Here is a 13,156-nt window from a genome sequence, read left to right on the forward strand (position 1 = left end):
CATGAGTGGCATGAAAACGGAAATGCACGGCATGAAAGTAGACATACAAGAACTAAAAATCGAACAGAAGAAAACGAATGAACGATTAGATGGTATAGAGGCGAAGCAGCATATTGTCTATGAACAAACTGGTAAATTGACAGAGTATTATACAGAAATTATGGCTCGCTTTGATCAACTAGCAACGAAGGAAGATTTAGATTACTTCGATCAAAAGATTGCAAAGCATGAACGTGAGATTTTTAAATTAAAAAATAGAGCTTAATTTGGTATAGTTAAAGGGTAATGATTCATAAAAAATTAGTTGTATTTCTACTGCTATTTTTCTCATTTTTAGTTTGGTTATTTTTGTCCATCTATTACTCGTCTGAATTAGATGGTGGACAGCTAGGACATATAGACAAACTAGTCATGATACGTTTGTAAGTAATGTATCAGCGTTAAAGGTGTTAATTGGGATTCTAGCCTTTAGTCTTATTGGGATTATTCTTTATAAATGGATTAGACAAAAATAAGTTCTATCGAACGAGCAATAACTACCTATACAGAGGTTGTTATTGCTCGTTTTTTTAATTCACTCATATTTGTAATTGTATAACTACGCCCTCGTTTTTCCAGCAAGCCTTGCTCGCAAAACTGTGCTAAGACATACAGTAAATGTCGATAGGAGACACCTAAATAATCACATACCTCTGTATGCTTTTCTTTATAAATATTGTTATGCGCTGAAAGTACGATAAATTCAGCAAGCCGATTTTCAAGTGGGTAGGCAAGGCTTTTTGAAAATTGGGCAGTCATTAAGGACGTTTTATTGCCTAGAAAGGTGCATAAATAGCGTAAAAAAACGACATCAGATAATAACTCTTCCTTACATTTCAATATAGGCAAGGCTAAACAAATGGTCGTTGTCATCGTTTGCACGCCTTTTGAATAATATTCCTCATCTAAAAGCTCTAATTCTCCAATAAAAGCATTTGGTTGGGCAAAGCTAATTAATGCCACTTTACCATTTTCCTGTGTCATATAAACCTTTGCTTTTCCCTCAATTAAAAAATATAAGTATTGTGGAAAGTTACCTTCTTTAATAATCCATTCACCGCGCTCAAAATGATGCACTTCCACTAAACTCATAATATCGAATGAAAATAAATGCTGAATTGGATAGAGCTCTAAATAATATTTTTTCTCTTCGTTTTGTAAATTTTGCATGGAAAACCACCTAAATATGAGATATCTCACATTATTTTAAAAGAAAGCATGCTATGATGCAAGACAGATGGAGGGGTTAATCATGAATAATCAACGATGGATGTCGCAAAACTTCTTTACTTTTTATATGACTTGGGGCATCTTTTTACCATATTGGACTGGATTTTTAATAGAGGCAAAGGGCTTAACTGTTGGTCAAGCAAGCTTAATTATGAGCTTTGGCTTAGCGGTAAGAGGGATATCGACAATGTTTGCCTTTCCTTATATTTCACGCAAAAGGAGCAGTAAGCGCGTATTAGATATATTGGCCATTGCGTCACTTATAACTGTTTTATTTTTTATTCCAGCAAGCTCCTTCAATAGCTTGTTCATAGTAACATTATTATTTAGCTTCTTTTTCCCTGCATTAATGCCAGCGCTAGATAGCGTTGCAGGTATATTAGTGCAGCACGGGCAATTGCATTACGGTAAAAGCCGATCTTACGGCTCGCTTGGCTTTGTTGTGATGGTATTGATTGTTAGTGTGATTACAGGGAAATTTGGCGATGTAACAATTGTTTGGTTGTTATTAGGCGGGTTAATTATGCTTGTAATATTAAATACAAGACCAGCACCAGCAATATTGCTAGAAAAGGCTAAAGAAAAACATTCTAATAAGTTCTCGTTGAAGCAACTATTGCAAACACCGAACTTTTTAATCGTCATAATTATCGCGGTTTTACTACAAGGTGCACATGCTTCTTACTATAACTATGGCTATATTTATTTGCAGGAGCTTGAAGTTCCGAAATATTATATAGGGCTAATTATAAATATAGGTGTATTTTTTGAAATTATATTCTTTGCTAAATCAGATCGATTAGTCGGTCACTTGAAGCCAGTCACTTTATTAATAATAGCAGCAATTGGCTCAACTATGCGTTGGTTAATGGTATCTCTTGTACCCACTATTCCAATATTTATCATATCGCAATCACTGCATGCAGTATCATTTGCGCTAGCACATTTTGCGGTTATCTTGTTTTTCACACAGCATTTGAAAAAGGAACAAATCCCAACTGCACAAGGGATGTACAATGCCTTTGCAATGAGCTGGAGTACGGCAGCGTTAACATTGCTTGGTGGCTATTTATACGAAATTGAACCGCGTTTTGCTTTTTTAGGTATGGTTATTTGTACAGTGCCAGCATTATTTCTGGCCCTTTATTTAAAAAAGCGCGATTATCAACAAAGTTTGGATTTGTAAATTAGTTGTTTTTTAGTTTAGAATATATTATAGTAGTTAAGATTATTAAAATTAGAAGGGAGGCAATCAGCGATGGAAACTGTATTCACAAATGTTGAGTTAACAAAAGAAGCGAAATCATATTTGCTACTTGGAGGAGTGCTTGTAACGGGACCAGTCTGTCCTTTTTTAAGCAAACTTCATATAGAAAACAGTGACCGGAAGCTATTGCATCCATAATTTGGGATATTATATTGAGATGATACTGTGAAATTTCATCACAGCTATATAATTATTAAGGCGCCGGCTCTGTTTGGCGTCTTTTTGTATATTTTACAAATTGTAAAGTATACCTTTATACTTTTTAAATTTAGCAGGAGTATTATGCACTTTTAGGCGCCAATTTTATTGGCGCCTTTTTTGTGTTTTAAAGGAGAGTGTTAAGATGAACATCTTTTTGTGGATTCCAGGTTAGCGGGATACATTGAAAATAAAAATAGATACGTAATTAAGGAAGGATGATTGACATGTTATTGCATGTAAATAATATTAGTAAAAGTTACGCAGGTGAACCTGTACTTTCAAATATATCATTGAAAATTGAAGCAGGTGAACGTATTGGATTAGTAGGTGTTAATGGCGCAGGAAAATCGACTCTATTACAAATTATCGCAGGAGATCTCCCTTCTGACAGTGGAACTATTTATGTAGGAAAAGAAAAGAAAATTGGTTATTTGCGTCAAAATAGTGGTTTGCAAATGAATAATACAATTCGCAATGAAATGTTAAGTGTTTTTTCGAACCTTCTACAAGTTGAAAAAGAACTTAGAGAGATTGAGAAAAAAATGGGGGATTCTTCTCTAATTGATAACCCAAGGGAATATGATAAAGTGTTAAATCGCTATGCAGAAAAATCTGACTGGTTCATGCAACATGGTGGTTATGAAATTGAATCAAAAATTCGTAGTATTCTTTACGGAATGGGGTTTAAAGAAATTCCAGAGGAAATGCTTATTGAGAATTTAAGTGGAGGGCAAAAAACTAGACTTGCTTTAGCGAAAATACTGCTTGAAGAACCAGATTTACTCATGCTAGACGAGCCTACAAACCATTTGGATTTTACTACATTATCTTGGTTAGAAAATTATTTAAGTTCATATTCTGGAGCAATTTTAGTTGTCTCTCATGATCGTTATTTTTTAGACTCACTAATCACAGGAATTTATGAAATTGAACGTACAGTGGCCCAGCGATATACAGGTAACTATTCAAAATATGTTGAGAGTAAAGAAAAAAATCGCGAGCTACATGCTAAAAAATATGTTATGCAACAAGCTCAAATTGCAAAAATGGAAGACTATATTCAGCGTAACATTACTATGGCAACATCTTCAAAAAGTGCTAAAAACAAACGGAAGCAGCTTGAGAGGATTGAACGTTTAGATAAACCACAACAAGATTTGAAGAGAACACAAATGGCATTTTCAATAGAAAAATCATCTCACAAAGAAGTATTGCAAGTTAAAGATATTAATATTGCTATAAACGAAGAAAATAATCAAAGGCTACTATTAAAAAATATTAATTTCCGTTTATATCGAGGTGAAAAGGTTGCGTTAATTGGCTCAAATGGTGTTGGTAAATCCACACTACTTAAGACCTTATTAGGAGATTATTCAATAGAGAGTGGTGTGGTTAATTGGGGAAACGATGTTACTATCGGTTATTACGATCAAGAACAGGCTACTTTACATCCCAATAACACGATATTAAATGAAGTATGGAATGCATTTCCACATATTGAGGAGGCTAGAATACGTGCTGTGCTTGGAAATTTCCTATTTACGGGTGAAGACGTATTGAAAAAGATTTCTTCACTTAGTGGTGGTGAAAAAGCACGTGTTGCCCTATCTAAGCTGATGTTACAAAAAGCTAACGTTTTAGTTATCGATGAACCTACAAATCACCTAGATTTATTTAGTAAAGAGGTGTTAGAAACGGCGCTTATAGATTATGAGGGTACAATCTTATTTATTTCTCATGACCGTTATTTTCTTAATAAGTTGGCCGACAGAATATTAGAGTTAACTCCAGCTGCAATGAATGTGTACACTGGTAACTATGCTGACTATATTGAAGCTAAATCAAAAGGAGCGAGCAACGCAGAGTAAATATAAAATATTAAAGCCTAATTCCCCAGTTTTAAAACCTGAGGAGTTAGGCTTTTCTTCAATTGTGGAACGTAGTAATATCTATAAAAATTCGCATGTTTGCATAAAGGATGGATATTACATGGAGGGAGGTCATCGTCAAATTTTTATTAATTATTACCACTCTTTTTTCGTGTTGTTATCACTGAAGGGTAAAAAAACTTAATAACTGGGGCTCAACCATATCATAGAAGCTTCGCATGAAAAAGTATGAAATAATAGAAAAGTCTGAATCAGGATGGATATTATCTCCAATGTACGTTACAATAGACTTGTTTGTTTTAAGTATAAATACACATAAAAGGAGCAGTACTATGAAAAATCTAATCAAAATTAGTACATTATTTATCTTTATCTTAGGTTTTGTTGTATCGTTCAATGCCTCATCTGTATTTGCGGCAAAAGAACTAGTTTCTGAAACATACAGCATAGGATCCGAATATAGGAAGTTCCCAATAAAGCTACCTAATGGATTAACAATTCAAGCGCTGAAGTATCCATCGTACATAGAGCTACCCGATAAAGAAATTGAATTAAATAATAATGGCTCAGGTTATATCCCGGCGGTATTTAAAGGACAGAAATTGATAATAGCCTTATTAAATACCGAAGTAGATGGAAATATACAATTTACGGTTACTAAAGATAACGATACATTTATATATTATAAGGATTTTGGTAACGGGATGAATGAACTAAACCTAGTTGGAATCCATCCGAATGGGGAAGTTTTTTTAAATAAGCACTTTGCTGGGGTTGGTGAAATAACATATCTTGGAAGTTTCTTTTCTGGACCTCATATTTATTCAGAATTTCATTCGGCTGATGTAATTGAGATAGGTATGGAAAGATATAGCTACGACGATATTGAATTTGAAGAAAAGCATTCAGAAATTTATAATTCGGTATTTTATTCACTTTCTAAAGATGGAAAAATGAAGGTTATAGATTATATTGATAAAGATTTTGCAAACCTAGCTAAAAAAGGGCAATTAAAATGGGTTCCTGGTAGCTTAGGAATGACTTTAGAATCTTTAAGAAAAAAAGCAGAAGGTGATTTTGAATCTGTTAAATTTGCAGAATTTTTATCAAAAACATCTTCGTATCTATTCTCTTCTGTAAATATCAATGACATTAATAAGAATAGCAAGGTTAACGCCATCTATAGAAAGAATCCAATAAGTGGATCAGAGAAAGAGTTAACTCAAAAAATGCAAACACACTTCGGCAATCCTGTAGCAAAAAACAAAACTAAAGACGGCTATGCTTATATGTATAAAGCTGGAGAATATTATGTAGTAATACAAGGGAAAGATGGAGTGGCTAATTTTTATATCGGTACAAAGTATGGCATAAATGCATTTTCTAAGAAAACTGGCGTAAGTATAAAATAGTATCGATTTATCTTGATTCAGTGCGTGGACAAACACGCACTGAAATAGAGGAACTCAGTCTAAATGCGCCACATCCTTGTGGTAACGACTTAGTGACCGACATCGGATGTCACAGATTTTGGAAGAGGAGCGCTCGAAAAAAATCTGGACGCAATTACGCCAAGGCGTAATTGATAAGATAAATACCTAAAGAGGAGAAGTAATTTGAAAAATATAATTAAGGTTATTATTTTGTTTGTTTTCATTGTTGCTTTTATTATGCCAGCTACTAGTTTATCAGCAAAGGCTGCCAAGGAAGAAGTATCCAAAATATATCATTTTAATGCTGAACATAAAAAATTCCCTATGAAGCTATCTAGCGGACTTACAATTGGAAAACATAATGTTGGAGATGAGTATATTCCGTTAGTATATAAAGGAAAAGCAACGACGAACAGTTATTATTGGTGTGCTAGTTCGGGTGGACAAATACAATTCACGATAACTAAGCACAATAGTACATTTATAAGCTGTATGGATGGAGCTAATAGTGGAGTCAGCCTGAGTGGAATCAGTCCCAATGGAACGGACTTTTTAGATGAATATATCAATAACGAACCTTCTAAAATAAAAGCAGATTTCCTTTCTCCTACTGTAATTGAAATAGAGATAGAGGAACTTGGTCGTAACTACACATCCAAGTCAAGCGACCATATCGGCAACTATAATTCAACATTTTTTCAGCTTTCTGGAGATGGAAAAAAGAAAGAGTTAGACTATATTGATAAGGATTTTGCTGATCTAGCTAAAAAAGGTCGATTAAAGTGGGTTCCTGGTAGTATAGGAATGAATGATAAAGGCTTAAGCGATAGAACTAAAGGGGAATTTGAGTTCATTGAAGTCCCGTTATATGATGCAACAAAGGCGCAGTATTACTTCAACGCTGACTTTTCGAAGGGGAAAGTTCATGCTATATCTAAGAAAAGTTTAATCATTGGAACAGAAAGTAATCTAACCAAAAAAATGAAGAAATATTTTGGTGATCCAATTAAAAAGACAAATTCAGGAAATAATTATGCATACATCTATAAAGCTGGAGAGTACTATGTATCAATCATCGGAAAAAACAAAACAGCGAAAGTTCAAATTGGAACAAAAGAGGGCATTGACACAGCAATTCTTTATGCGGAAATGATGCTGAAATAATAACAAGGTTTAAAAACATACTAAAACAAATGGGTTAACTAAAGGCTCAGAAGTTTTAGTGTGTTTTTCATTGCGCAGAAACTATTAAAATAGAAAAGAAGGGATTGGGGATGGGAAAGCTGCAATTAGAAAGGTTTAAAGGTTATTCGTTAGAGCGTTTTCGAAAAGATCTTTTATCTGGACTCATTGTAGGTATAGTCGCGATTCCGCTTGCAATGTCCTTTGCCATTGCGTCGGGAGTTAAGCCGGAATACGGTATTTACACAACATTTATTGCTGGTATTATTATTTCATTATTTGGGGGCTCTAAATATCAAATTGGCGGTCCAACGGGTGCATTTGTTCCTATTTTATTAGGGATTGTTATCACTTACGGCTATAAGGATTTATTGCTTGCTGGTTTGATGGCAGGACTACTTCTTTGTTTAATGGGCTTGTTTAAATTGGGCTCTTTAATACAATTTATTCCGCGCCCTGTTACAATCGGCTTTACCTCAGGTATTGCCGTTATTATTTTTACGGGGCAGATAGCAAGCTTTTTAGGATTAACAGATATCGAAAAGCATGAAAAATTTATAGCAAATATAAATGAGCTGTTCGCCAATATTGACTCGATAAACATGTATAATGTTGTGATTGCGTTACTTTGTTTGCTAATAATTTTAATAACGCCAAAAGTTTTACCGAAAGTACCTGGCTCATTAGCTGGTATCATTATTTCAACAATTGTAGCGATCATCTTTTTTTCGGGTCAAGTTCCTACAATTGGTTCGACATATGGCGCAATTCCGAATACGTTGCCTCAGTTTCAAATTCCAGAAATATCATGGGAACGCATAGAGCGATTAATTGGACCCGCTTTTGTTATTGCAATGCTTGGTGGAATTGAATCGCTTTTATCTGCCGTTGTAGCAGATGGGATGACAAATACTAGGCATAATAGCAATAAAGAATTGCTAGGGCAAGGGTTAGCAAATATTATAACGCCGTTGTTTGGTGGAATTCCAGCAACGGGAGCAATCGCTCGCACTGCTACAAATATTAAAAGTGGTGCTACCTCGCAAATGTCAGGTGTGATTCATGGCATTTTTGTTTTGCTAGTGCTTTTGTTATTTGCTCCTTACGCTTCGCATATTCCACTTGCCAGCATGGCACCAATTTTAATGGTTGTAGCCTGGAATATGAGTGAACGCCAGCATTTTGTGCATATTTTGAAATTAAAATCAGAGGATTCACTTGTTTTAATTGTAACATTTTTATTGACCGTATTTACTAGTTTGACGCTAGCTGTTGAAGTTGGGTTAGTGCTAGCTCTCGTCTTATTCACGAAACAAATGATAAATGCACCTGCGATTTTTAAAGTATTACCAGATCATTCGAGAAAAAATGCAAAAGTGCAGCCTTATATAGTGAATGTCAAACGTAATTGCCCGCAAATTAGTATTTATACAATAGAAGGGCCGTTATTTTTTGGTGCAGCACAAACTTTCGAACAAACGATTTTATCAGATATCACTTCAAAACCAAATGTGTTAATTTTGCGTATGAGTAAAGTGCCGTTTATTGATACAACTGGCGAGTCTTACTTCCTTAATGTTGTGCAGCAATTTAAAAAACAGGGTGGTACGATTCTTGTCACAGGTCTACAGCCTCGCCTAAAGTTAGCAATGAAGAAAAGTGGACTGTACAAAGAAATTGGCCCTGAAAATTTCTTTGAGCATACGGGACAAACAATCGATGTAGCTCTTAGCTATTTAGATAAAAATAAATGTCTTGGCTGCCAGCATTTTGCCTTTAGAGAATGTGCTACTTTCTCTCGAACAAAACAAGAGTATAATAGTGAATAAGGGGGAGAAGCTATGTACAAATGTATAATATTTGATGTTGATGGGACGATTTTAGATACGGAAATGGCTATGCTAAAATCACTGCAAAAAGTGCTTTTAGAGGAAATAGGACAAGAACATAAGCTAGAGAGTTTACGTTTTATTTTAGGTATTCCTGGTAGAGAATCATTAAAGCAATTAGAAATCAATGATGTCGAACGAATGCTTGATATTTGGTCACGAAAAGTGTTGGAATTTTCAGATGAGGTATCCGTATTTTCTGGCTTAGCTGAAGTAATTCAAAAACTGACGCAAAGCTCTGTTAAAATCGGAATTGTAACGTCTAAAACAAGACAACAAATGCTTGATGAATTTGATCATTTTGGGCTTAGTCATTTTTTCGAAGTAATCATTTGTGCTGATGATACAGAAAAACATAAGCCAAACCCAGAGCCTTTGTTAGCGTGTTTAGAAAAGCTTAGAATGAATCCGCAGCACACGATCTATATTGGTGATTCTATTTACGATATGCAATGTGCCAAAAATGCTGGCGCGCATTTTGGACTTGCACTTTGGGGCTCGAAAACAACTGAAGGATTTACGGCAGAGCATATTTTGACAAAGCCAACAGATATATTAAAGCTAATATAAATTGAATCGACTCTTCATAACGGAAGAGTCGATTTTCTGTTAGAAGATTTTTTTAAGCAGCTGATAAAATAAACCTTTATACACAATATCGAGCACTGCTGCAATTGATAAAATAATAGCAGCTATAGAAATTGTTCGCTTCCTCATGTTGAAAACTCCTTTCGATGCACAACTGTTTCTATTTTAGCATGAAAAAATAATATGTATCTTATAAAATATAGGATTATTTAATTTGAACAGGAGGTTAAAACATGTTAAAGGAGACAATCGTTATTTTTGTTGGCAATACTTATTTTATTGGGATGTAATTCGCCAAAAAGCTCAAATATTGAAACGAATAAATCGCTTCATAACTGTGATAATGAGATGCTTGTTATTGCTTTGAAGAAACATTCGGAATTCCCAAAGCTTAATCCTAATGAGACCGTTACTATTGAAAGTATTAATGAAACAGTGATCTACTCTTCACAAATAGAATATATCCCTAGTAAAACAGTGAATAATGAAAATACGGAAGTGGAAGCATCTAGCGCACAATATTTCATTACTTTAATTAAGGAATCGGAAGGAGATAAAGTTAAGAGTTATTGGAAGTATCAATATTTCCCTTTGACAAATAAAATTATTTTAATTGAAAGTGAAGGGGATTCTCTTGAATAGATGTTTTACATATTTGAATGATAAAATTAGGGAAAATCAACGTAATTGTCTATTTTTAAAAACGCTCTCAGACGAAGTGAGGTGTACCATTGTATATATATAAGATTTTCACTGCGTTAAAATGCGATTTTACAAATAAAGAACATATGTTCTTTTGGGGGGTGAGAGGAAAATGAAAATTATCGAACATCATTTTGATTTTATTGAGTTAATTCGTTCTTTGAGGTTTGTGGAGGAAAGTAAATTACGTAAGCCTATTGCTGAAGGAAAGTGGTCTGTTGTGGAAATTGTTGGTCATTTTATTGCGTGGGATCAATTTGTATTGCGCGATAGAATCCCGTATTTCTTTACTGAAAATATTTTTCCGGCGGGACCGAATGTGAATGTTTTGAATGAGCAAGCCGCTAGAAATGCTAGGGAAGAGGAAGTGTCTTTTGTGCTTGATGCCTTTTTAAGTACTCGGGGGCAAATAGTAGAGAAAATAATTGAAATACCAGAGGAGCTTTGGTTCGCTGAAATTAAAATCAATCAATCTGAGTTAACGTTGTACAGCTATTTTGAAGGGCTAATGGAACATGATTTGCATCATATTGAGCAAATAAAAGAAGCGATTAAATAATGAACTAAAAAAGTTCCCAAATTCATATTTGGGAACTTTTTAGAACCTCTTTTTAGAGAAAACAAAGATAGCTAATAACTATTTTCGTTACAGCATCGTTTAATTTTAAAAATATAAACAAGCATAACCCCGTTCTAATTTCGAACGGGGTTAAAATACAGATAATGAATTAATAAAGTCGTTTAAAAAACTAAGTTCTTTTAACAATCACACTTTGATCCCTGTTGTAACCATTTCTATTTTTGTCTAAAATGTTGATCGACAAGCTTTTCGTATTGAGTAATGGTAGCATGAGTTACATCCATTAAATTCTCCCCTAAGAGAATTTTAGGTTTTGATAATAAAGGTATCTCGATTACTCCAATATAGGCGTGAGAACCTCTATAAATCTTAAAGTTAAATTCTCTTGGCTCTGGGTAAAGGTCTTTATAATAATCTTTATTGAGTATTTCATTTAAAATACTCAATTCCTTTAAATTTGGTCGCCACGAAGATATGTACTCTGGATGAGACTCTCCATATTCATTAAGGCTTTTTCTTAAATTTTCATTTAGTCTTCTAGCAGCAGCTTTTTTACGGCTTTTCTTTTTTTTATCGTGTACAGAGTATTTGAAGTAACAACTTTCAACAGCTATATTGAATCCACTAAGCTTCATATCATCTTTGAGTTTCTTGAGATTATTACTATCGTTTTCTATTGTTATTCTCTTTTTTATTTTACGATAGCGAATAACATTAATGAGCGTTCGAAGCGGGAATGCGTCCCTTGTATACTGATAGCTAAAATTTGTAGCCATTTCATGTATTAATAGCTTATAAGGGTTAGCAGATGATGCTATAAATGAATTTCCTAAGTATGTAAACGCTCCAATGAGTAAAGCAAGTATAATTCCAATGATTAACCCCCATACATTTTCAGGCAGATAGTCTAATGAGAATATAAAAGCTATGACGCTGGACATTGCGATTATTAAATAAGAGAAAAGTGGAATAAAGCCATATAAGATACCTAATAAATAAGTAAGAATTAAAGTACCTAATAACATAAAATACCAAACGGGTTGTTCTATATCAACCAATGCTAGTATGTACTTGATAATTAAATAATTTTCGATTAATAAAGTTAATGGAATTAATAGCATTAACCAGTTTAGCCCTTCATGTTCAGTTCTGCTTCGTTCTCTAAGGTCTTCAGCTAATACTTCGTTTCCGTCTTTATCATTTAGTAAAACAAATCTTTTCAGGAAATTCACCTTCTTTAAATATATAATAAATAACTATTGAAAAAACATAGGGAGCAGCATTGTATAAGATTTTTTTCGCTAGTTTGATTTGATGATTATAGAAACTAGCATATTTAATGATTTTCTTTTTTAGAATAGAGATAACTCAAAGTTGTAGCACAGTTATCGGCTCATTATCGCAAAATTCGCCGTTGTCACGAAAACCGAAGCTTTCATATAGCTTTTTAGCAGCGACGTTATCAGTGCTATAAGGGATCCAGCAATAACGAGCAGGCCCTGCTGGAAAGGTGCGTATAAATTCCAAGATTTTCACCATGGCTTGTCGACCGTAGCCATGACCCTGGTATTGCTTGTCAATCATCAGTCGTAAAATGCAATAGCTATCATCCGCGATGGAGGGGAGCTCGTATCCCGTAATTCCATAAGTCAACATAACAAAACCGACTGGCTGCTCATCTGCATATATAGCAAAAGGAAACGGATGCCCTCCATTGGTTGCAAGAACATAGCTTGACGCTACACTTGACAAATTAGACGCAACAAAGCGGCGTTGTTCCTCTGAAACCTCTAGGTTAAATATAGCGCGGCGGTTGTCTAATGTAATTTTTCTAAGTGTAATCATGTGAAATTTCCCCCTCCATTACCTAAATCTTAAGATGCATTTTTCTGTTACCATATTACATTTTACTTGCTTTCCTTTATTTTAGCAAAATACATAATCACACCAAGCCTTAAATTTAAGATAATCATCTATTTAATTTCAATAAATTAATACTCTTTTGTTAAATATAAATCATCTGTAGAAGTTTATAGGAAAAGCTTGTGGACAATAGGAACGCAACTATGCTAGAATCAGTGAAATACAATGAAGAGAAGAGTAGGTTTAAGGAAGCCTTAACAGAGAGCTCGGGTAGGTGCAAGCGGGCAGGCGGA

General features: G+C 34.3%; 13 protein-coding genes and 1 other annotated feature (1 of these 14 cut by a window edge). Of the genes, 10 read left to right on the plus strand and 3 right to left on the minus strand.

Annotated features, from left to right (window positions below):
- Positions 1 to 265: hypothetical protein (locus TY13_RS20830; RefSeq protein WP_042472495.1), on the plus strand; the 265-nt coding region annotated here is incomplete at its 5' end.
- A gap of 275 nt (positions 266 to 540) precedes the next feature.
- On the opposite strand, the gene yeiL is transcribed toward TY13_RS20830, so the two are convergent.
- Positions 541 to 1,209: a transcriptional regulator YeiL gene (yeiL, locus tag TY13_RS04720; protein ID WP_042472496.1), complete on the minus strand. Its 669-nt coding sequence runs from the start codon at positions 1,207 to 1,209 to the stop codon at positions 541 to 543.
- Positions 1,210 to 1,291: 82 nt separating this feature from the next.
- Between yeiL and TY13_RS04725 the strand changes: the two genes are divergently transcribed.
- The 9 genes from TY13_RS04725 (at position 1,292) to TY13_RS04760 (ending at position 10,979) form a co-directional block, all read left to right on the plus strand.
- The gene (locus tag TY13_RS04725) at positions 1,292 to 2,455 is read left to right on the plus strand and encodes a 3-phenylpropionate MFS transporter (protein WP_042472499.1); all 1,164 of its coding nucleotides are present in this window, start codon (positions 1,292 to 1,294) and stop codon (positions 2,453 to 2,455) included.
- Between the two features lie 72 nt (positions 2,456 to 2,527).
- On the plus strand, positions 2,528 to 2,674 hold the full coding sequence (locus TY13_RS20835; RefSeq protein ID WP_195891664.1) for a hypothetical protein: 147 nt from the start codon (positions 2,528 to 2,530) through the stop codon (positions 2,672 to 2,674).
- 287 nt (positions 2,675 to 2,961) lie between these two features.
- On the plus strand, positions 2,962 to 4,605 hold the full coding sequence (locus TY13_RS04730) for an ABC-F family ATP-binding cassette domain-containing protein (RefSeq protein ID WP_042472502.1): 1,644 nt from the start codon (positions 2,962 to 2,964) through the stop codon (positions 4,603 to 4,605).
- A gap of 239 nt (positions 4,606 to 4,844) precedes the next feature.
- Entirely contained in the window at positions 4,845 to 6,038 is a 1,194-nt protein-coding gene (locus TY13_RS04735) for a hypothetical protein (protein WP_154661525.1), read from the plus strand.
- Positions 6,039 to 6,242: 204 nt separating this feature from the next.
- Positions 6,243 to 7,223 (plus strand): hypothetical protein, encoded by a 981-nt coding sequence (locus tag TY13_RS04740; RefSeq protein ID WP_042472508.1) that lies wholly within the window; start codon positions 6,243 to 6,245, stop codon positions 7,221 to 7,223.
- A 110-nt stretch (positions 7,224 to 7,333) separates the two neighbouring features.
- Positions 7,334 to 9,070: a SulP family inorganic anion transporter gene (locus TY13_RS04745; RefSeq protein WP_042472511.1), complete on the plus strand. Its 1,737-nt coding sequence runs from the start codon at positions 7,334 to 7,336 to the stop codon at positions 9,068 to 9,070.
- Between the two features lie 12 nt (positions 9,071 to 9,082).
- Positions 9,083 to 9,700 (plus strand): HAD family hydrolase, encoded by a 618-nt coding sequence (locus TY13_RS04750; RefSeq protein ID WP_042472514.1) that lies wholly within the window; start codon positions 9,083 to 9,085, stop codon positions 9,698 to 9,700.
- A 276-nt stretch (positions 9,701 to 9,976) separates the two neighbouring features.
- Entirely contained in the window at positions 9,977 to 10,360 is a 384-nt protein-coding gene (locus tag TY13_RS04755; RefSeq protein ID WP_042472516.1) for a hypothetical protein, read from the plus strand.
- 172 nt (positions 10,361 to 10,532) lie between these two features.
- Positions 10,533 to 10,979, plus strand: a complete 447-nt coding sequence (locus tag TY13_RS04760; protein ID WP_042472518.1) for a DinB family protein — start codon at positions 10,533 to 10,535, stop codon at positions 10,977 to 10,979.
- A 236-nt stretch (positions 10,980 to 11,215) separates the two neighbouring features.
- Here the strand turns inward: TY13_RS04760 and TY13_RS04765 are convergent, their stop codons facing one another.
- The gene (locus TY13_RS04765) at positions 11,216 to 12,232 is read right to left on the minus strand and encodes a hypothetical protein (protein ID WP_042472521.1); all 1,017 of its coding nucleotides are present in this window, start codon (positions 12,230 to 12,232) and stop codon (positions 11,216 to 11,218) included.
- A 136-nt stretch (positions 12,233 to 12,368) separates the two neighbouring features.
- Positions 12,369 to 12,845 (minus strand): GNAT family N-acetyltransferase, encoded by a 477-nt coding sequence (locus TY13_RS04770; RefSeq protein ID WP_042472525.1) that lies wholly within the window; start codon positions 12,843 to 12,845, stop codon positions 12,369 to 12,371.
- A gap of 234 nt (positions 12,846 to 13,079) precedes the next feature.
- Positions 13,080 to 13,156 (plus strand) — a binding site (T-box leader); it runs 167 nt beyond the window's last position.

The organism is Bacillus ndiopicus (assembly GCF_000612805.1).
GTDB classification, from domain to species: domain Bacteria; phylum Bacillota; class Bacilli; order Bacillales_A; family Planococcaceae; genus Metasolibacillus; species Metasolibacillus ndiopicus.

Excerpts from the sequence above, each read along its gene's own strand:
- TY13_RS04770 (WP_042472525.1), bottom strand. The coding sequence starts at position 12,845 with ATGATTACACTTAGAAAAATTACATTAGACAACCGCCGCGCTATATTT.
- yeiL (WP_042472496.1), bottom strand. The coding sequence starts at position 1,209 with ATGCAAAATTTACAAAACGAAGAGAAAAAATATTATTTAGAGCTCTAT.
- TY13_RS20835 (WP_195891664.1), top strand. The coding sequence starts at position 2,528 with ATGGAAACTGTATTCACAAATGTTGAGTTAACAAAAGAAGCGAAATCA.
- TY13_RS04735 (WP_154661525.1), top strand. The coding sequence starts at position 4,845 with ATGAAAAAGTATGAAATAATAGAAAAGTCTGAATCAGGATGGATATTA.
- TY13_RS04725 (WP_042472499.1), top strand. The coding sequence starts at position 1,292 with ATGAATAATCAACGATGGATGTCGCAAAACTTCTTTACTTTTTATATG.
- TY13_RS04760 (WP_042472518.1), top strand. The coding sequence starts at position 10,533 with ATGAAAATTATCGAACATCATTTTGATTTTATTGAGTTAATTCGTTCT.
- TY13_RS04730 (WP_042472502.1), top strand. The coding sequence starts at position 2,962 with ATGTTATTGCATGTAAATAATATTAGTAAAAGTTACGCAGGTGAACCT.
- TY13_RS04750 (WP_042472514.1), top strand. The coding sequence starts at position 9,083 with ATGTACAAATGTATAATATTTGATGTTGATGGGACGATTTTAGATACG.
- TY13_RS04745 (WP_042472511.1), top strand. The coding sequence starts at position 7,334 with ATGGGAAAGCTGCAATTAGAAAGGTTTAAAGGTTATTCGTTAGAGCGT.